Source organism: Pseudomonas sp. PS01298 (assembly GCF_029959745.1).
Lineage (GTDB): Bacteria > Pseudomonadota > Gammaproteobacteria > Pseudomonadales > Pseudomonadaceae > Aquipseudomonas > Aquipseudomonas aylmerensis.
In genome coordinates, this window is the sequence record NZ_JASCPP010000024.1 from 33819 (window position 1) to 52873 (window position 19055).

Below are 19055 nucleotides of genomic sequence, written 5' to 3' on the forward strand. Positions count from 1 at the left end.
TTTGCACACTCACGCAGGCCGCTGTGGTTTTTTCATCACCTTGCCGGGCCTTTGGCTCAGCAATCCCCCGCCAATACCCCCATGGCACAGCCCTTGCAAAATCCCTCGCCTGTCTTTCCAGTCGAGGAGCCTTCATGCGCCCATTTTCTTTCCGCCGTGCCCTCACCTCCGTGGCACTGTGCACCGCGTTGCTGGCCGGCCAGGCACTGGCGCAACCCCTGGAGGGCGGGGTGCTGAACCTGGTGGCCCAGCCGGAGCCGCCATCGCTGATGCACGGCGTGGTCAGCCACGTGTCCACCCAATACGTGAGCGGCAAGGTGCTGCAGGGCTTGTTGACCTTCGACACCGACCTCAACCCCAAGCCGGTACTGGCCAAGGCCTGGACGATTTCCCCCGACGGCCTCACCTACACCTTCGACCTGCAGGACGGCGTGCATTGGCACGACGGCCCGGCGTTGACCGCCGATGACGTGGTGTTCAGCTTCCAGACCTTCTACCCCGAGGTCGACAAGCGCCTCGGCGGGATCATCACCGAATACGTCGACAGCATCACTGCCAAGGGCCCGCTGCAAGTGGTCTTCCACCTGAAGAAACCCTTCGCGCCATTGCTCTCGGCCCTCGGCAGCGGCCTGCGCCCGGTGGTGCCCAAGCACCTCTATGAGCACACCGATTTTCGCAACAACCCCTACAACCTCAAGCCGGTGGGCACCGGGCCGTTTGTATTCGTGGAGTGGAAACGCGGCGCCTACATCAAGCTGGCCAAGAACCCCAATTACTGGAAAAAAGGCCTGCCGCACCTCGACAGCATCATCTTTCACGTGATCCCCGATGGCTCTTCGCGCGCCGCCGCGTTCGAGCGCAATGACGTGCAAGTGCTGCGCAGCGGTGATGCGGATTACGCCGACCTCAAGCGGCTCAGCGCCTTGCCGAATGTGCAGTCCTCGGAGAAAGGCTGGGAGCTGTATGCCGGTCTGGCCTTCCTGCAGATCAACACACGCAAGCCACCGCTGAACAACCCCAAGGTGCGCCAGGCGATCCTGTATGCGCTGAATCGCCAGTTCATCGTCGACAATATCTTCTTCGGTTCGGGCAAGGTCGCCCAGGGTGAGTTTGTCTCGACCACGCCGTACCACGACCCGCAGTTGCCGCAGTACACCTATGACGTGAAAAAGGCCAAGGCGCTGATTGCCGAATCCGGCGTGGACGTCGGCGCGGTGCGCATCCGCCTGCTCAATGGCGAGAAGGGCGGTGCCTGGGAGCGCCTGGCCGAATACACCAAGCAGGCCCTGCAGCCGTTGGGCTTCAAGGTGCAGGTGGTGACGTCCGATGCGGCGACCTGGTTCCAGCGCGTGAGTGATTGGGACTTTGACCTGACCTACAACTTTATCTTCCAGATCGGCGACCCGTACCTGACCAGCGCCTACCTGTTCCGCTCCGACTACATCCTCAAGACCTCGCCGTTCGCCAACGTCAGCGGCTACAACAGCCCCGAGGCGGATGCGCTGTGGAGCAAAATCGCGGATACCCCGGAAGGTCCCGAGCGCAAGCAGCTCTTCAGCCAACTGGAGAACGTACTGAACACCGACCTGCCCATCGCGCCGATCTTCGAAATGCGCTACCCGACGCTGTTCCACACCCAGGTGAAAAACCTGCTGCAGACCGCCACCAGCCTTAACGAAGACTACGAAAGCGTGTACCTCGAGGCGCCGGCACCATGAACGGCGTGCTGTATATCGGTGGGCGCCTGGGCAAGGCGCTGCTGATGGTGGTGGCCGTGCTGGTGTTGAGCTTTTTGTTGATTCACCTCGCGCCGGGTGACCCGGCGCTGCTGCTGGCCGGCGAGGCCGGGGTGGATGATGTGCAGTTCATCGAGCAATTGCGCCAGACCATGGGTTTGGACAAACCGCTGCTCCAGCAACTGCTGATTTACCTGGGCAATATCGCGCACCTCGACCTCGGTTACTCCTACCGCAACCAGACCGCGGTGTGGTCGCTGATCGCCGAGCGCTTGCCGGCGACCCTGGCGTTGATGGGCTCGGCGTTCGTGCTGTCGTCGGTGCTGGGGGTGACCCTTGGCGTGCTGGCGGCGCGCGCGCGGCAGAAGCGCCATTGGCTCGATGGCCTGATCTCCCACGGCGCCTTGCTGCTGTATGCGATGCCGCCGTTCTGGCTGGCGATGCTGCTGATCCTGCTGTTCTCGGTGAGCCTGGACTGGTTGCCGGCGTTTGGCATGGAGACCGTGGGCCGCGACTTTTCGCTGCTTGATCGCCTGCAGCACTTGCTGTTGCCGTGCCTGTCGCTGAGCGTGATGTTCCTCGCGTTGTACATCCACCTGACCCGCGCCGCCGTGCTCGATGCCCTTGCCCAGGAGTACGTGCGCACCGCGCACGCCAAGGGCTTGCACCCACGGCGGATTCTCTGGGTGCATGTGCTGCGCAACGCGTTGTTGCCGGTGGTGACCTTTGCCGGCTTGCAACTCGGCCAACTGGCCAGCGTCGCCTTGCTGGTGGAGGTGGTCTATTCCTGGCCTGGTATCGGGCGCTTGATGTATGACTCGCTGGCCCAGCGCGACTATGGCGTGTTGATGGGCGGCTTCCTGGTGATCTCGATGCTGGTGGTCGGTTTCAACGTGTTGACGGACGTGCTCTGCCGCGTGCTCGACCCGCGTATTGGCGCTGGAGGGCGGGGCTGATGCGGTTGTTGAAGCGCTTTGTGCGCCAACCCTCGGCGCTGATCGGCGCGGTGTTTTTGCTGGTGCTGGCCGCCTTGGCGATTGCTGCACCGTGGCTGACCAGCAGCTCGCCGTGGGAAATGAACGGCCAGCCGATGCTGGCGCCGTTCCATGATCCGGCCCATTGGCTGGGCAGTGACCTGCTTGGCCGCGACCTCGGTGTCGGCTTGCTGTATGGCGCGCGAGTGTCACTGGCCGTGGGCGTGCTGACCAGCCTGGCGACTTTGCTGATGGGCCTGCTCGTGGGCGCCATCGCCGGCTACTTCGGCGGTTGGGTCGACGGCGTGCTGATGCGCATCGCCGAGTTCTTCCAGATCATCCCGCAACTGGTGCTGGCGGTGATCCTGGTGGCGGTGCTGGAGCCGTCCCTGGGCACCATCGTGCTGGCGATTGCACTGGTGGCGTGGCCGGCCGTCGCGCGGTTGGTGCGCAGTGAATTCCTCACCCTGCGCCAGCGCGAATTCGTGCAGGCGGCGCGGGTGTTGGGCCAGTCGCCGTGGGGGATCATCAGCCAACAGATCCTGCCGAATGCGCTGGCGCCGTTGCTGGTGGTCATGACCTTTGTGATGGCCACGGCGATCCTCACCGAATCCGCCCTGGCATTCCTCGGCCTCAGCGACCCCGAGGCGATGAGCTGGGGCTACATGATCAACGCCTCCCGTGGCCTGCTGCGCGATGCGTGGTGGATGAGCTTCCTGCCGGGGCTGGCAATTGCATTGTGCGTGCTGGCGGTAAATCAGGTCGGCGAAGGCCTGCGCGTGGCATTTGAACCAGAGAGGTCGCTATGACGTTATTGAGTGTCGAGCACCTGCGCATCGCCTTGCCGCCGGGAGCCGACCGCAGCCATGCGCTGTATGACCTGTCGCTGCAGGTGCGCAGCGGCGAATGCCTGTGTGTGGTGGGCGAGTCCGGGTCGGGCAAGTCGATGTTGGCCAAGGCGCTGTTGCGTCAGTTGCCGCGCCCGTTGAGCGTGCAAAGCGGGCGACTCCTGTTTCGCGGCGAAGACCTGGCGGCGCGCAGCGAAGCGGCCATGCGCGAACTGCGCGGGCGCCACATCAGCATGGTCTTTCAGGAGCCGATGAGCGCGCTGAACCCGCTGTTGCGGGTGGGCGAGCAGATCGATGAAACCCTGCGCGCCCACGGGGTGAAATCCGCCAGTGCACGGCGCGCCCGGGTGGTGGAGTTGCTCGGCTATGTCGGCCTGCCGGACCCTGAGCGCCTGCGCCTGGCCTATCCGTTCGAGCTTTCCGGTGGCCAGCGCCAGCGCGTGGTGATCGCCATGGCCCTGGCGTTTGATCCGGCGCTGTTGATTGCCGATGAACCGACCTCGGCCCTGGACGTGACCACCCAGGCGCAGATCCTCGAGCTGTTGCGCCGCATCCAGCAGGACAAGGGCATGGCGTTGCTGTTTATCACGCATGATTTTGCCGTGGTCGAGGCGATTGCCGACCGCGTGCTGGTGCTGGAAAAGGGCCAGGTGGTGGAGCAGGGCAGCGCCCGGCAGGTATTGCGCGAGCCGCAGGCCGCTTACACGCGGCAATTGCTTGCGGCAGTGTCGGCCCAACCCTTGGCACCGCGCACCACGGTGGACGGTGCGGTGGTGCTCAAGGCCGAGCGACTGGGCAAGGTGTTCAGTCGCCGCACGGGCTGGTGGAGCAAGCACACCACGCGGGCGCTGGACGCCGTGGGGTTGCAGGTCCGTGAAGGCGAGACCCTCGGCATTGTCGGTGAGTCGGGCTCGGGCAAATCCACCCTGGGCCGCTGCCTGGTGCGCTTGCTGCGCGCCGACAGCGGCCAGATCGAATGGCTGGGCCAGGACGTTGCAGGGTTGTCCGAAGCCCGCCTGCGCCCGTTGCGCAGCGAAGTGCAAATGATCTTCCAGGACCCGTTTGCCTCGCTCAACCCACGCCAGACCGTCGGGCGCATCATCATGACCGGGCCGTTGGTGCAGGGGCGCACCCGCGCCGACGCCGAACAGCGGGCGCGGGCCTTGCTGGAACTGGTGGGCCTGCCCGCCACGGCGTTCGAACGCTACCCCCATGAGTTCTCCGGTGGCCAGCGCCAGCGTATCGGCATCGCCCGCGCCTTGGCGGTGGAGCCCAAGGTGCTGATTGCCGATGAGTGCGTTTCGGCCCTGGATGCGTTGATCCAGGTGCAGATCCTGGAGCTGCTGGAGTCGCTGCAACGGCGGCTGAAATTAAGCATCATTTTTATCACCCATGACCTGCGTGTCGCGGCGCGTCTGTGCGACCGCATTGCGGTGATGCAGAACGGCCGGGTGGTCGAGCAGGGCGACACGGCGACGCTGTTTGCCGATGCGCGCCATCCCTATACCCGGACCTTGTTGCACTGTGGCGGTCGGCGTGCCGACGATAGCGCCCTGTCGAGCGCTGCCACGTCCGAATCTTTCATCGCCGGCACACCGGCGCCTACCCAAGGCTGTGTATGACGTTCTCTTTTGCCGATCTACCCGTGGTGCGCGGCGAGTTGCTGGAAATCCGCCCCAATCGCACCTTGAGCATTGCCCACCACGTGGGCACCACCCAGGCCGACACCGTGGTGTTTTTCTGCCATGGCGCCGGCGGCAACAAGGACCAATGGCGCCTGCAATGGCCGGCGCTCAAGGCCGCAGGCTACAGCCTGGTGGCCTGGGACCTGCTGGGCCATGGCGACAGTGGTCGGCCACGCAATGCCCAGGCCTACGCCTGGTCCGAGCTGGTGGCCGACTACCTGGCGATCCTGCAGCGCTACGCCGGCACGCGTAACCTGCTTGTCGCGCATTCCTTCGGCACCGGCCTGAGCCTCAGCGCGTTGCTGGCCAAGCCCACCGCGCGCATCGACGCGGCATTGCTGTTGGGCGCGCGCCTTCACCGCCCTGTGGTCAACGGCGGATTGATGGCCTTGCCGGCGTGGCTCCTGGAATGGCTGCGCCCGGTCTTGGCCAAGGGCTTTCGCAAGCATGCCTGGCATGCCTCGGTCGACCCGGCGCTGGTGGCTTACGAAGAGAAACTCACCGAGCGCAACCGCCTGCACATGTTCAAGGCCCTGACCAGTAAGGCCCAATGGCCGGATGCGCAACAGATCCCCGGCCTGACATTGCCGGTCAGTGTGCTGGCCGGTGACAGCGATGGCCTGACCCCTGCCAGCGGTGGCCAGGCGCTGGCTGAACAGTTACCGAACGCTGACTTCCAGCTGCTGGAGGCCTGTGGTCATCAATTGATGCTGGAGAAGCCTGCCTTGGTGCTGAAAGCATTCAACAAACTGCTGGCAAGGGGCTTATAACTCAAAATCTATTTCCTATGCGATTCAGCTATTGGATTGTTCATAAGGTAATGCATTTAATCCGAGGCCTAACTCATTGTTGTGCGGAATAAATCAGCGCCCTTGTGCGTTGCAATGAGCCATCGTTACGCCTTAGAGATTCGCCATGAGCAACCTCGTTGCCCCCGTGCCCCTGGTCCGCCTGCTGGACCTGAGCAAGTCCTTTGGTGCCCAGCGGGCGCTGGATCAGGTCAATCTGGATATTTATCCGGGGGAAGGGGTGGCGGTTTTGGGGGCCAGCGGCGCGGGCAAGTCGACCCTGGTGAAAATCCTCAGCGGCAGCCTCGCGCCGGACACTGGCGAAGTGTGGGTGGAGGGGCAGCGCCAACGTTTCACCTCGCCGCTATCGGCGCGCCGCGTTGGCATTGTGGCGGTACACCAATGTCCCGATGATGCCATCGCGCCGGGGCTGAGCGTGGCTGAAAACCTGTTGCTCGACGAACTGGGCCAGCCTGACGCCGACTTCCTGCTCAACCGCAAAAGCCTGTTGCAACGTGCCGAAGCCATCGCCGCCGGGCTGGGCCTGGAGCTGCCGTTGCAACTCCCGGTAGAGCGCCTGGGCCAGGCAGACCGCCAACTGCTGGTGCTGGCGCGCGCGTTTGCCCTGCACCCCAAGCTGCTGATTCTCGACGAACCCACCGCGGCCCTCTCGGCCGTCGACGCCGAACGCCTGCTCGGGCTGATCGACAGCCAGCGCGCGCGTGGCGTGGCGATCCTGTGCATCTCGCAACGCTTGTCCGACCTGCAGCGGGTGACCAACCGCGCGATTGTGCTGCAGCAAGGGCGCCTCACCGGCGACCTCAATACCCGGCATCTGCCGAGCGCGGCTTACACCCTGTTTGGCGACGCGGCCGAACATCCGCCCATGACAGCGGACAAAGTTTTGCCGGTGCCATTCCTGGAACGCTTTACCCGCGCCGGGTTTATCCGCAACCGGGCGGAGGGGCGGGCGGTGCAGGAGCAGGTGCTGGGCAGCGGCGTCGCACCGACCGAGGAGGTCAGCCCTACAACGTCCAAACCGCGCTGACCTCACTGCAACGGCGGATACACAATCAATTCCAGATAGCCTTTGTGATAACGCTTGCCGCCCGGCGGCAGTTGCCCGGCCTCACGCATTTCACTGGTGCTGTTGACGCGCATCAGCACGCCGACCGAACCGTGCTGGCGGGCCTCGCTGATCCAGGCCTGGACCTGTTCCAGTTCCACCTTGCGGTGCATCGAGCCCGCGTACTGCAAGCCGTAGCGCAGTTCACCTTCGGTGTCGTACAGCGACACTTGCGTGCGCTTGAGACGCCAGGCCAGGGCGCTGGCGTTTTCCAGGGAGTTGGCGAGCAACGCCTGGGTTTGCTGCAGTTCGTTCATATGCTCCAGCACGAACTGGTCGGGCATTTCGTTATCGGCGATCTGTGCCGGCATGCTCGCCGGCAACAGGATCACCAGCAAGCCAATGCCCAGGGTCGGCATCGCCCACAGCGTCAACGGGCGGAAGGCTTGCAGCAGGTTGCTGAGGATCCACACCAGCAGCACGATAAAGGCCAGGGACAGGCCGAACATTTCGGCATGGCTGTGGCCATACAGCGGCCGGGCGATTTGCAGGTAGATCAGGCCGATCATCGCGGCCATGCCGATTGCGAAGTTGAGCAGGCCATTGAGGCTGATCGTACGTGCGCGGCCGTTGTCGAGGAGGTCGACCAGCGTGTGCCCCATCAACAGCGCCAGGGGCAGCAGGCACGGCATGATATAGGTCGGCAGCTTGCCGTTGCTCAGGCTGAAGAACCCCAGCGGCAATAGCAGCCACAGGGCCAGGAAGGCGATCGCCGGCTGGCGTTTTTCGCGCCAGGTGGTGCGCAGGGTCGAGGGCAGCAGGCCGGCCCAGGGCAGGCAGGACACGGCGATGATCGGCAGGAAAAACCACCACGGGCGTACGTGCTGCGCATCGTCGGCGCTGAAGCGGCGAATGTGTTCATTCCAGAAAAAGAAGCGCCAGAAGTCCGGTTCCTGCAGATGGATCGCCACCACCCAAGGCAAGCACACCAGGACCGCCACGCCCACGGCCAACGGGCCATAGCGCAGCAATTCGCCCAGGCGCCGTTGCCAGAGCATGTAGGGCACGGCAATCAGCACCGGCAACGCCCAAGCGAGGAACCCCTTGGTCATGAAGCCCATCGCGCAGGCCAGGCCCACCACGGCCCAGGCTAGCAGGCGTCCACGGGTGCTGGTGCTGTCGAGGGCAAACCACAGGGCAACCAGGCTGAGGTTGACCCACAGGGTAAATTGCGGATCGAGGTTGGAATACCCGGCTTGCCCGGCCACCAGGCCAAAGCTCAGGTACAGCAGGGCGCAGGTGAAAGACTTGCGCGGGGTGTTCCACAGGCGGCGGGCGATCACATAAGCCAGCAGCACACTCAAGCCGGTGGTCAGGGCCGAGGCGATGCGCACACCGAACAGGTTCTGGCCGAACACGGCCTGGCCCAGGGCGATCAGCCAATAGCCGCCGGCGGGTTTTTCGAAATAGCGAATGCCCATGTAATGCGGCGCGACCCAGTTGCCGCTCAGCAGCATTTCCTGGCTGACCTGGGCGTAGCGGGTTTCGTCCGGGGTCCACAGGCCGTGCAGGCCCAGCGGCAACAGGTAAAAGGCGGCGAAGGCCAATAACAACAACGGCAGGGGTTTGAATCGGATCGTCACAACGTCGCTCCTTGACGTGTACTGGCAAATATTTGCAGTAAGAAAGTAATAGCGAAAAACATCAAAGCGTTCACTGAGTGACAGAAGATATTCATGACGTCCTTAATTAAAAGGCGCAACTAAACATGCCAGAACATGGCTGTCTTTTTGCTGAACATAGAGGGCGGCGGCGGGCAGGAAAGTACTTACAGTTGTTTTAACGCGGCCGGCCAGTCCTGATTATTGACCAGGCCCAAGGTCTTGAATTTGCCGTTGGGCAAGACCTGCACGAACAGCGCGCTGCCGTACTCGGGGAAGGTGGCGTGGGGGAAACCCAGGGTGCTTTCGAAGTCGGCGATGCAGCCGCTGTGGGTGACGAACACCAGGTTGCGCCCCGGGGTCTTGTGGCTGAGCAACTCTTCGCCCATGGCCGCACCGCAGACGGCTTGCTGGCCGGAGGTCAGCTCGTTTTTACCGAACATGAACCGCAGCGTCTGGGCGGTCCGAATGGCCGGGCTGGCGAGCACATCGCTGCCGTCCATGCCCAGTGCCTTGAAGGCCTTGCCGAGGTTTTCGGCTTGTTGGCTGCCTTTGATCGTCAGGCCTTCCACCGGCCCCAGGCAAGCATTCGACGAGCGGTCGCAGCGCTCTTCATGACGCACCAGCACGATCAGGTCACCGTCGCGCCACAGCGGCAGTACCTGGGAGGTCAGCAGGCGGTTGCCCACCCCCAGGTCACGCGGTGACGCCGGCCACAGCAGGCTGGCGGTAAGCAACAGGCTGATCACTACAATCCCCAGCCACAGCGGTTGCAGTCGCTTGATGACGGCCCTGCGCGAGCGTGGTTTGGTCAGGGTCAGGTCAACCACTTCATTCACCTTGGGCACTGTTGGCAGTGTTGTATTAGTTAGCTGACGCAACGTGTTGGCGAATGCCTGCAGTATGACTTGAGGCTGGCACAGGACGGCTGTCTTTTCGCTGAACACGGGGCGGGTAAAAGTTGTCAGGCGTGGCAACTAACAAGTTGCCGATACCTGACGCTTGGCCGGTAATTTAAAGTGCGGTGGGTGGGCAACCGGTGAAATCCATGTGAAAAATTTGCGTGGCCGCCATCACCAGCCGTTATTCTCGATGGCCACCCCTCACACGAGTGTTCCCATGCTGCAGGTGCAAGGTGTTTTCAAAAGCTATGCCACGCCCCAAGGCCCGTTGGCGGTGTTGGCCGGTGTCGACCTGCACCTGGCCGCGCGCAGCAGCCTGGCGCTGATGGGCGAATCCGGCAGCGGCAAGAGCACGCTGCTGCACCTGGTGGCCGGGCTCGATCGGGTGGACGGCGGCAGCATCCAGGTGGGCGAGCAGCGGCTCGACCAACTCGGCGAAGCGCAACTGGCGCATTGGCGACGCACTGAAATCGGCCTGGTGTTCCAGCAGTTCAACCTGATCGGCAGTTTGCGCGTCGACGACAACCTGGCATTCCAGGCGCGCCTGGCGGGGCGCTTCGATGCCCGGTGGCAGGCGCAACTGGTGGAGCGCCTGGGCCTGGGTGACTTGCTCAAGCGTTATCCGGAACAACTCTCGGGTGGCCAACAGCAACGGGTGGCGGTGGGGCGCGCACTGGCTTCGCGCCCGGGGTTGCTGTTGGCCGACGAGCCCACCGGCAACCTCGACGAAGCCACCAGCGACGAAGTCCTGCAACTGTTGCTGGACCTGCTGCGTGACAGCCCCACCAGCCTGTTGATGGTCACCCACAGCCCGCGGATCGCTGCGCGACTGGACCGCCAGGTGGTGTTGCATCGCGGACAGGTGGTGGCGACGTGAGTGTGTTTTATTGGACGGTGCGCGCCTTGCTCAGCCATTGGCGGCGCCATCCGGTGCAGTTCTTCAGCGTGCTCACCGGCTTGTGGCTGGCCACCGCCCTGTTGACCGGCGTGCAGGCCCTCAACAGCCAGGCGCGCGACAGTTATGCGCGCGCCAGCCAGTTGATCGGCGGCGAGCCCCAGGCCAGCCTCAGTACGCCGGACGGCGCGAGTTTCCCGCAGGTGCTGTTTGCCCAATTGCGCCGCGCCGGGTGGCCGGTGTCGCCGGTGGTACAGGGGCGGGTGCAGCTCCAGGGCCACGAGGACATGCGCCTGCAACTGATGGGCATCGACCCGGTGTCACTGCCCGGCAGTGGCGCAGTGGCGGGGCAGCGTCTGAGCCAGGCGCAAATGCTGGCGTTCTTCGATCCGCCGGGGCGTACCTGGATCGCGCCGCAGACCTTGCAGGCCCTGGGGCTGCGCGCCGGTGAGCAGCCGCTCACGCTGAACGGGCAGCGCCTGCCACCGTTGCAAGTCCAGCCGGACATGGCGCCGGGATTGTTGCTTACCGATATCGGCTTCGCCCAGCCGCTCCTGGCGATGCCCGACCGACTGTCACGACTGCTGGTAGGCAAGGCGTTTGCCGCCGGCCATCCCACGCCACCTGCCGAACTGCAACTCAAGCAGGGCGAGGACAACAACCTCGCGCGCCTCACCGAGAGCTTTCACCTGAACCTCGACGCGCTGGGCTTCCTGTCCTTCGTGGTCGGGCTGTTTATCGTGCACGCGGCCATCGGCCTGGCCCTTGAGCAACGGCGCGGGCTGCTGCGCACCCTGCGTGCCTGTGGGGTGAGCGCACGCATGTTGATCCTCGGCCTGGGCGTCGAGCTGGGCGCCTTGTCGTTGCTTGGCGGTGTACTCGGCGTCGCCAGTGGCTACCTGCTCGCGAGCTTGCTGCTGCCGGACGTGGCGGCCAGCCTGCGCGGCCTGTATGGCGCCGAGGTGCCAGGGCAATTGAGCCTGAGCCCAGGGTGGTGGCTGGCGGGACTCGGCTTGAGCCTGCTCGGTGCCTTGCTCGCCGGTGCCAGCAGCCTGTGGCGGGCGGCGCGCCTGCCGTTGCTGGCGCTGGCCAATGCCCAGGCCTGGCACGAGGCCCACGGGCGCTGGTTGCGACGCCAGGGTTGGGTCGCAGGCACGGCCTTGCTGATCGCGGTGCTGGCGCTGTGGCTGGGCAATAGCCTGGCGGCCGGCTTTGTGCTGATGGCCGCGCTGCTGCTCGGCGCCGCCCTGGGTTTGCCGGTACTGCTCAATGCCTTGCTCAAAGCGGTACTCGGACGCAGCCGCTCGGTGCTCGGCCAATGGTTTCTCGCCGACTGTCGCCAGCAATTGCCGGCCTTGAGCCTGGCGCTGATGGCCCTGCTGTTGGCGCTGGCAGCGAATATCGGCGCGGGCTCGATGACCTCGGGTTTTCGTCACACCTTCAATAACTGGCTGGAGCAGCGCCTCACCGCCGAGCTGTACCTCAATCCCCAGACCCCGGTCCAGGCCGAACAACTCAACACTTGGCTCAAGCAACAACCGCTCGTGCAGACCGTGCTGCCGACCTGGCAGGTCGCCGTGCAATTGCAGGGCTGGCCGGCGGATCTGTTTGGCGTGGTCGATGACCCGACCTATCGCCAGCACTGGCCATTGCTGGAGGCGGTGAGTGAGCCGTGGGATCAGTTGCAGCACCACGACACGTTGATGCTCAGCGAGCAATTGGCGCGGCGGCTGGCGATCAAGCTGGGCGACACGCTGAGCATTCCCACGCCGCAGGGCGTGTGGTCACCGACACTGGTGGGGATCTACGCCGATTATGGCAACCCCAAGGGCCACATGCTGGTCAATGCCGCACACCTGCTGGCCCACTGGCCGACCCTATCACCGGCGCGGTTCAACCTGCGGGTGTTGCCGGCGGATGTGGCGCCGTTGGTCCAGGCGGTGCAACGGGCCTTTGCCCTGGAAGACAGCCGCATCGTCGATCAACAGCAGCTCAAGGGCTGGTCGAGCCAGGTGTTCGAGCGCACCTTTGCCGCCACCGCGGCGCTGAACAGCCTCACCCTCGGCGTGGCCGGGGTGGCGCTGTTTATCAGCCTGCTGACCCAGAGTCAAAGCCGACTGGGCCAACTTGCACCGCTGTGGGCGCTGGGCGTGACGCGCCGCCAATTGATGCTGCTGAACCTGGGCCAGACCTGGCTGCTGGCGGTGCTCACGCTGATCCTGGCATTGCCCCTGGGCCTGCTGCTGGCGTGGTGCCTGGATGCGGTAATCAACGTGCAAGCGTTTGGTTGGCGCCTGCCTCTGCAGGTATTTCCTTGGCAACTGGCGCAATTGCTCGGGCTGGCATTGCTCGCCACGTTGCTGGCCTCGGCCTGGCCGTTGTGGCAGTTGTACCGCAGCCGTCCGGCGGACCTGTTGAGGACGTTTGCGCATGAAGATTAAATCCTTGCTGTGGCTGGCGCTGTTACTGGTGAGCGCGTGCGACCAGGCGCCCGCACCACCGGAAAGTTTCGCCGGCCTGGGCAGCGATGCGGCGGACTTCACCCAGGTAGTGCCGGGCAAGGTCTACAGTTTTCCCGAGGACCATGGGCCGCATGCGGGCTTTCGCATTGAATGGTGGTACGTCACCGCCAACCTCAAGGATGCGCAGGGCAACGTGTTTGGCGTGCAATGGACGCTGTTTCGCAACGCCCTCAAGGCCGGGCCGACGCAAACCGGCTGGCAGGACGCGACAGTCTGGCTCGGCCACGCCGCCGTCACCTCAGCCACCCGCCATTACGCCGCCGAACGCTATGCCCGCGGCGGCGTCGGCCAGGCTGGCGCCCAGGCCGTGCCGTTCAACGCCTGGATCGACGAGTGGAACTTCGCCAGCCGCCCCGGTGCCGTGAGCCCCTTGTCCGATATGCAACTCAAGGCGAGCGGTGCGCACTTCGCCTATGACCTGCACCTGACTTCCAGCCGCCCGCTGGTGCTGCAGGGTGATAACGGCTACAGCCGCAAATCCGACCAGGGCCAGGCCTCGTACTACTACAGCCAGCCGTTTTTCAGTGCCAGCGGCAGCGTGAGCATCGACGGCCAGATGTACCAAGTCACGGGCCCGGCGTGGCTGGATCGCGAATGGAGCAGTCAACCCCTGAGCGCGAGCCAGACCGGCTGGGACTGGTTCTCCCTGCACCTGGACCGTGGCGAGCAGTTGATGCTGTTTCGCGTGCGGCAAACCGATGGTGGGTCCTACCTGACCGGCACCTGGATCGACCACGAAGGTCACACGCAAACCCTGCACAACGCCGATATCCAACTGACCCCGTTGGACACCACGACGCTCGACGGGCGCAAGCTGCCTACGCGCTGGTCCCTGAAAATTCCCGGCAAACAGCTCGACATCACCCCTGAGGCCGTCAACCCCAACGCCTGGATGAACCTGAGCATTCCGTACTGGGAAGGACCCGTGCGGTTCGACGGTGGGGTGGGTTACCTGGAAATGACCGGTTATTAAGGTATTTCTGTAGGGGCTGTTTCTTCTTCAGGTAGGCAACTTCCTAAATGCAATTTGACCGCCTTGGGCTTGTGTCCGGGGCGGGGTCGCTTGCTTATATTCCGACGCCATCTTCATTGCATACGGGATGTCGGGCATGGCGCAGGGCTTTATCAACGACCGTACGACGGACTACCCGAGTTTGAAAGTCCGGTTGATGGGCGGCGGTTCGAGCCGCGAGCGCTCTGCGCATTTCGATGTACTGAACCGCCACCTTCGCCCTGGCCTGGTGACTCCGGGGCAGTTGGTGATTGTTCCCGACATCCATAGCGTGAGCTGCTCCGTCGAGGAAGCCTGGTTAATGCGCCATGCCGAAGAGGTCCGTCGCAACCTGGAGCTGAACAACTCGTCCGGCGCCGCGGTGATCAACAACTACGACTTGCTGCAGAGCTTCCTGGCCTACGGCTCGATTGGCATCGGCAGCGCCACATCGGCTTGGGCGCGGCACCTGGATGAAGTGGCGCAGACCCTGGAGGACATCGAGCGGTTGCATCAGCGCTTGAAGGACGGTGCGTTGGAGCGGGATGGCTTTATCAAACAGCGCAAGGCCTTATTCCGGCGCTTGGATCTGCAACTGCAAGGCGCGGCACGGTTCGGCACGGGGTTGCAGGGCAATGAGTCGTTGAAGAAGGTGCTGGGGATTTCGACCAGGAGCTATCTGCATAAAGGCGAGATTGCGGGGTATGCACAGCGCATGCGCGAGATTGCGCAGATGTCGAAGTGGTTGGGTAAAGGGACTTTCATTGGCATCGCGCTGGATGTGGGCGTGACCGGGCTGGAGATCAAGGAGGCGTGTGTGACGGGACGGGAGGCGCAGTGCAGGAGGGCTAAGTATGTGGAGACGGGGAGGTTGGTGGGGGGAGTGGCGGGGGCGGCTGTCGGGGGAAAGTATGGTGCAGCCTTCGCTCTTCGTGCTTGTCACCTATTTTTGGGTATTTCGATGAAGGGCCAAGGTGCGCTTGCGTGCGCAGTTATTGGCGGCGCTGCGGGTGGGCAGGCGGTAGGCTCTGGTCTAGGTGATGAAGGTGCCTTATTGGGTGGAAAGATCCTGAAGGTCAACGGTGATTTGATCTTCGAGCCAGAGGGGGCTTAATCGTGTCGCTTTTTCTTGCCTTCACCATTGTGCATTTTGTTGGGGCGTTTGTCGTTTTGGGGCTGGCGCTGTTTGCCGAATATACAAAACTCGACGAGGTGGAAGGTTATTTCAGTCATAACGAAAGGGTCCGCGCCAATAAGCGATTCTGGAGACGAAACCGATGGATCGACAGGCAATACCGCATGCTGTTGATGTTTGATTTCCTATCTGACTCGGCACGCTATGTGAAAGCAGGTGTTGTGACCGAGGCCGAGCTGGCGTCTATTCCATTAGGACTGAAGCGTTGGGTGTTGTGGCCCTATTACGTTGGCTTTATTTGGGTTATCGCAACAGTCGTTTGGACTGTTTGGCGTAGATGGGCCGACATCCCCATCTGAAAGGGGCTGCATTTTTTTCATAAAAATACTGTACATCCATCCAGCCTTATCCTACATTCCATCCCAGGTGACCGGATGTCACCTGAGCTTCACTTTTTAACTATGGATGGATAAAAAATGAAATCGAAAAAAGCTCTCATGCTGGGCGCGGCCATGGCGGCCACCTGCTTTGTCTCGGCCTTTGCCCTCGCTGAACAATACCCTCACCTGGCTGCGCAAGCGGCGTCTCCCACGGTCAAGCACGGCTTGAAAAGCGCTGTGAAGATCAACGCCAACAAGGCGACGGCTGCCCTCAAGCAGCAACTGCTGGCGGGGGCCCAGCAGAAGAAACCATTGTTTGCCGCCAAGGCGAAAGCCGACTCGGTGGTCGAAGACAACACCGCGCCGGCCAGGGTGACCAAGGTACAAAAAGCCGCGGCCCAGTCGGCGCCCGCCGTACAGGCCGCGCTGGTCCAGGGTTGTGAACAGACGCTGGATATCAACTCTCTCTACACGATCAATGGCGTACAAACCGGCGATCTGCTGTGCTACCACTTCAACCTGCCGCAGAAAGCGCGGATCAACGTTCTGCTGGTCAACCAGACTGCAGGCACCGATATGTCGTTGTCGCTGTTCCAGGACGATGGCCAGGGCAATCCGCTGCCCCTGGGCACTTCCAATAACCCCGGCACCGGCGATGAAAGCCTTGGCGGCGTGGTGCCGGCCGGTGACTACTACTGGTTCATGGAGGCTAACGCGGCGGTCCAGGGGTCGAGCTTTCAGTTCGGGGTTGCGGTCGATACCAACCTCGACGCCTATGAGCCCAATGACACCCCGGACACAGCCTTCCAACTGCCGGACACTCTGAACTACATCAACGGCAATGCCGACAGCCTGGATGACGTCGATTACTTCGATTTCACCGCCGTCCGTGGGCAGAGTGTCGGTATTGCGCTGACGGCCGATGCGGCCAGTGGCAGCACGCGTAACAAGTGGATCCTCGAGCGTTTCGATGGCGGCCAGTGGGTCACCGTGGGTGCCAACGTCGTGTCGACCTCGATCCCCAGCCCGGGCGTCGGTGGCGTAGTCAAGGTGCGTGTGCGGCCGAACCAGCACCCCAATGAGCCGTGGAGCGCGACGGGCAAGTACAACCTGTCGTTTGGTTCCAACCCGCGGGTCAACAGCCCGGATGTGAAGGGCGAGGCGAACGTGTTGCGCATCCCGTATTCGGCTTCCAACGTGGGCTATGGCTACATGACCACCCAAGCCTATCGGGACCTGACCTGGACCATGGGCCTGTCGGACAGCACCGGTGCACCGCTGGTGGGCCTGCACCCGATCGTCTATCTCGACCAGCGGATCGACCCGGCCAACGGCGACATCGTCTACAAGGCGTATTCGGCAGCGACCGACAGCTCGGGGCAAGCCTCTGGCACGATCAATGTGGGCGCGTGCAGCGGTGGTGATTTCCAGACCACCTTTGTCGATTACTCCCAGGGCTACAACAACACCTGGCGTACCGACTTCAACTACGGCGTGTGGCGCATGGAAGTGCTGGAATACCCGGGCATCGGTGTCGGTGGCGAGAATACCCAGTTCGTCAGTTTTGGCCACCTGTGCAAGCAGACCCTGCTGAGCAGCACCAAGAGCTGACATGATTGACCCGTAGTACCCAGGGCATACAGGCCAGGCGCCTGTATGCCCTTTTTGCGTCATGGCGCCAACGCCAGCTTCAACGGCAGGCGCGCCATGCTCGTGCTCTTCAGCGAACCCAGGTACAGCCACTCGCCATACTCCCGGGCGGTGGTGATCGGCGAGTAATTGCCGGTGCTGCCATCCTGCAGGTTGGCGATGACGTTACCGTCGGTGTCCAGCCCCAGCACGAAGGCTTTGCGCTCGATCGGCTTGGGCACCACCATCAGCGCCCGCACCATGACTTTGCGCAGCAGTGGGTAGCCGGCAAAACTGTCCAGCAGTGGGTTGCGCGGCGAGTAAAGTGCCACCCAGAAGCGGTCCTGGCCGTTGAAGCTGAGGTTGTCCGGCAGACCGGGCAGGTTGTCGATAAACAGGTCGTGCTGCCCAGCGCGCTCGCCCTTGAGCCAATAGCGGCTGATGCGATAGGCGCCGGTTTCATTCACCAGTACATAGTTTTCCTCCGGCCCCAGGGCCACGCCGTTGGCGAATTGCAACTGGTCGAGCAATACCTCGGTGTTGCCGTTGCTGAAGTCATAGCGCAGCAGCCGGCCGTCGCCGCCGTGCTCGATCACTGCCTCGCCGTCCTGGCCATAACCCCAGCGGCTTGAAGCATCGCTGAAGTAGGCATAGCGCCCGCTGGCATCCACCGTGACGTCATCGGTAAAGCCAAAGGGCACGCCATTGGCGGCGGTGCTCAGCGACGTCAGTTGGCGATGGGCGTCGAGTGCGAGCAAGCCCTTGATCCCGTCGGCAATGATCAAGCGCCCATCCGGGTGCAGCGCCATGCCCAGCGGGCGCCCGCCGGTATTGGCCAGCACTTCCAGGCTGCGGCTGTCGGGCGAGGTACGGATGATGCGCCCGTCGTGCAGCCCGCTGATCAGCAATCCCTGGGCATCCATCAGCAACGCCTCGGGCCCGTCGATGTCCTGGGCACCGATTTTCTGCACGCCCTTGAGGCGTTGGTTTTCCGCGTAGGCGCCGTCCTGCATGGAGGGCGCCTTGGGCGGTGTCCAGTTCACCGGTTGCACCTTGGTGGGCATCAGCAGCAGAAACGCGATCACGACCAGCAGCAACACAAACAGCAGATGACGCAGTTTTCTGGGACGGGTACTCATGACGATTCCTGGTTGTCGTGGGCGCCGGGCTCCCAGTACAGGGTGCCGAACAGGTAATCCATCAGCGGCATGACGATATTGAAGTTGCGCCCCTGCATCAGCTCGCGGCGGTGATGCAGCGCGTGCAGGCGGTGCATCTGGCGAATCCACGGCAGGCGCGCGAGCGGGTGTTCGACAGGCAAGTGCTCGCAGGCGTGGAACACTTCGTACAGCAAGTAGCCGAGAATCATGCAGCCAGCAAACAGCCCGGCGACGTTGGGACTCAGTTGCTTGAGCAGCCACCAGGCGGGCAGCGTGATTGCCAGGCTGTGCAGCACGATCAGCCAGGCCGGGAACAGGATCACGCGCCAGTCCCTGGGGCTGTCGTAGGTCATGTGCCCGGGGGTGAAGAAACTGTGGTGATCGCCGGTGTGGCGGGCGTAGAACAAGCGGGCGAGGGCGTGTTTGTGGTGGCCGAGGTGACGGTGCACGAGGTAGATGCACAGATTGAAAAACACCAGGGTCAGGGGAACGCTCAGCCACTGGAGCGCGGTGATGTTTTCCGTGGAGGACCAGGCCAGGGTGATGCACAACGCCCCATAACCGAGGACGAAGCTGGCGTGCAGCCAGGGGTTGTAGAGGGGGCTGACGGCCGCGCGGTAACGTGCGCGGAAGGTCTCGGTGGGATGGGGCATGGCGGGCAGCTCAGGGTTTTTTTATTGGAA

The 19055-nt window shown here is 63.2% G+C and carries 16 protein-coding genes; 12 read left to right on the top strand and 4 right to left on the bottom strand.

The features are described from left to right. The first annotated feature begins 134 nt into the window (after positions 1 to 134). The 6 genes from QMX97_RS11540 (at position 135) to QMX97_RS11565 (ending at position 7079) form a co-directional block, all read left to right on the top strand. Positions 135 to 1718 (top strand): ABC transporter substrate-binding protein, encoded by a 1584-nt coding sequence (locus QMX97_RS11540; protein WP_282396961.1) that lies wholly within the window; start codon positions 135 to 137, stop codon positions 1716 to 1718. After that, the gene (locus QMX97_RS11545) at positions 1715 to 2692 is read left to right on the top strand and encodes an ABC transporter permease (RefSeq protein WP_282396962.1); all 978 of its coding nucleotides are present in this window, start codon (positions 1715 to 1717) and stop codon (positions 2690 to 2692) included. Before QMX97_RS11540 ends, QMX97_RS11545 begins: the two co-directional genes overlap by 4 nt. Further along, on the top strand, positions 2692 to 3519 hold the full coding sequence (locus QMX97_RS11550; RefSeq protein ID WP_282396963.1) for an ABC transporter permease: 828 nt from the start codon (positions 2692 to 2694) through the stop codon (positions 3517 to 3519). The genes QMX97_RS11545 and QMX97_RS11550 overlap by 1 nt, the downstream gene beginning before the upstream one ends. Continuing rightward, a complete protein-coding gene (locus QMX97_RS11555) occupies positions 3516 to 5180 on the top strand; it encodes an ABC transporter ATP-binding protein (RefSeq protein ID WP_282396964.1) in 1665 nt (554 codons plus the stop codon). The genes QMX97_RS11550 and QMX97_RS11555 overlap by 4 nt, the downstream gene beginning before the upstream one ends. Next, positions 5177 to 6013, top strand: a complete 837-nt coding sequence (locus tag QMX97_RS11560; protein ID WP_120449088.1) for an alpha/beta fold hydrolase — start codon at positions 5177 to 5179, stop codon at positions 6011 to 6013. Before QMX97_RS11555 ends, QMX97_RS11560 begins: the two co-directional genes overlap by 4 nt. Before the next feature lie 145 nt (positions 6014 to 6158). Next, positions 6159 to 7079 (top strand): ATP-binding cassette domain-containing protein, encoded by a 921-nt coding sequence (locus QMX97_RS11565; RefSeq protein ID WP_282396965.1) that lies wholly within the window; start codon positions 6159 to 6161, stop codon positions 7077 to 7079. Positions 7080 to 7081: 2 nt separating this feature from the next. Here the strand turns inward: QMX97_RS11565 and arnT are convergent, their stop codons facing one another. Further along, entirely contained in the window at positions 7082 to 8740 is a 1659-nt protein-coding gene (gene arnT / locus QMX97_RS11570; RefSeq protein WP_282396966.1) for a lipid IV(A) 4-amino-4-deoxy-L-arabinosyltransferase, read from the bottom strand. Between the two features lie 185 nt (positions 8741 to 8925). Beyond that, entirely contained in the window at positions 8926 to 9606 is a 681-nt protein-coding gene (locus QMX97_RS11575; RefSeq protein ID WP_262134143.1) for a histidine phosphatase family protein, read from the bottom strand. A 271-nt stretch (positions 9607 to 9877) separates the two neighbouring features. Here QMX97_RS11575 and QMX97_RS11580 point away from each other — a divergent pair, with 271 nt between their 5' ends. From QMX97_RS11580 to QMX97_RS11605, 6 genes are all read left to right on the top strand, one after another. Next, a complete protein-coding gene (locus QMX97_RS11580) occupies positions 9878 to 10537 on the top strand; it encodes an ABC transporter ATP-binding protein (protein ID WP_120449085.1) in 660 nt (219 codons plus the stop codon). After that, positions 10534 to 12996, top strand: a complete 2463-nt coding sequence (locus tag QMX97_RS11585) for an FtsX-like permease family protein (protein ID WP_282396967.1) — start codon at positions 10534 to 10536, stop codon at positions 12994 to 12996. Before QMX97_RS11580 ends, QMX97_RS11585 begins: the two co-directional genes overlap by 4 nt. Continuing rightward, a complete protein-coding gene (locus tag QMX97_RS11590; protein ID WP_282396968.1) occupies positions 12986 to 14050 on the top strand; it encodes a lipocalin-like domain-containing protein in 1065 nt (354 codons plus the stop codon). Before QMX97_RS11585 ends, QMX97_RS11590 begins: the two co-directional genes overlap by 11 nt. Before the next feature lie 136 nt (positions 14051 to 14186). Further along, the gene (locus QMX97_RS11595; RefSeq protein WP_282396969.1) at positions 14187 to 15182 is read left to right on the top strand and encodes a hypothetical protein; all 996 of its coding nucleotides are present in this window, start codon (positions 14187 to 14189) and stop codon (positions 15180 to 15182) included. Between the two features lie 2 nt (positions 15183 to 15184). Continuing rightward, entirely contained in the window at positions 15185 to 15562 is a 378-nt protein-coding gene (locus tag QMX97_RS11600; protein WP_282396970.1) for a hypothetical protein, read from the top strand. A 117-nt stretch (positions 15563 to 15679) separates the two neighbouring features. Next, entirely contained in the window at positions 15680 to 17194 is a 1515-nt protein-coding gene (locus QMX97_RS11605) for a hypothetical protein (protein WP_282396971.1), read from the top strand. Between the two features lie 59 nt (positions 17195 to 17253). On the opposite strand, the gene QMX97_RS11610 is transcribed toward QMX97_RS11605, so the two are convergent. Both QMX97_RS11610 and QMX97_RS11615 read right to left on the bottom strand, forming a co-directional pair. Next, the gene (locus QMX97_RS11610; RefSeq protein WP_282396972.1) at positions 17254 to 18351 is read right to left on the bottom strand and encodes an SMP-30/gluconolactonase/LRE family protein; all 1098 of its coding nucleotides are present in this window, start codon (positions 18349 to 18351) and stop codon (positions 17254 to 17256) included. Further along, positions 18348 to 19025, bottom strand: a complete 678-nt coding sequence (locus QMX97_RS11615; protein ID WP_282396973.1) for a sterol desaturase family protein — start codon at positions 19023 to 19025, stop codon at positions 18348 to 18350. Before QMX97_RS11615 ends, QMX97_RS11610 begins: the two co-directional genes overlap by 4 nt. Positions 19026 to 19055: the final 30 nt, after the last annotated feature.

Bases quoted from the DNA above. Each gene is read 5' to 3' on its own strand.
- QMX97_RS11540 (WP_282396961.1), top strand. From the start codon at position 135: ATGCGCCCATTTTCTTTCCGCCGTGCCCTCACCTCCGTGGCACTGTGC.
- QMX97_RS11545 (WP_282396962.1), top strand. From the start codon at position 1,715: ATGAACGGCGTGCTGTATATCGGTGGGCGCCTGGGCAAGGCGCTGCTG.
- QMX97_RS11550 (WP_282396963.1), top strand. From the start codon at position 2,692: ATGCGGTTGTTGAAGCGCTTTGTGCGCCAACCCTCGGCGCTGATCGGC.
- QMX97_RS11555 (WP_282396964.1), top strand. From the start codon at position 3,516: ATGACGTTATTGAGTGTCGAGCACCTGCGCATCGCCTTGCCGCCGGGA.
- QMX97_RS11560 (WP_120449088.1), top strand. From the start codon at position 5,177: ATGACGTTCTCTTTTGCCGATCTACCCGTGGTGCGCGGCGAGTTGCTG.
- QMX97_RS11565 (WP_282396965.1), top strand. From the start codon at position 6,159: ATGAGCAACCTCGTTGCCCCCGTGCCCCTGGTCCGCCTGCTGGACCTG.
- QMX97_RS11580 (WP_120449085.1), top strand. From the start codon at position 9,878: ATGCTGCAGGTGCAAGGTGTTTTCAAAAGCTATGCCACGCCCCAAGGC.
- QMX97_RS11590 (WP_282396968.1), top strand. From the start codon at position 12,986: ATGAAGATTAAATCCTTGCTGTGGCTGGCGCTGTTACTGGTGAGCGCG.
- QMX97_RS11595 (WP_282396969.1), top strand. From the start codon at position 14,187: ATGGCGCAGGGCTTTATCAACGACCGTACGACGGACTACCCGAGTTTG.
- QMX97_RS11605 (WP_282396971.1), top strand. From the start codon at position 15,680: ATGAAATCGAAAAAAGCTCTCATGCTGGGCGCGGCCATGGCGGCCACC.
- QMX97_RS11610 (WP_282396972.1), bottom strand. From the start codon at position 18,351: ATGAGTACCCGTCCCAGAAAACTGCGTCATCTGCTGTTTGTGTTGCTG.
- QMX97_RS11615 (WP_282396973.1), bottom strand. From the start codon at position 19,025: ATGCCCCATCCCACCGAGACCTTCCGCGCACGTTACCGCGCGGCCGTC.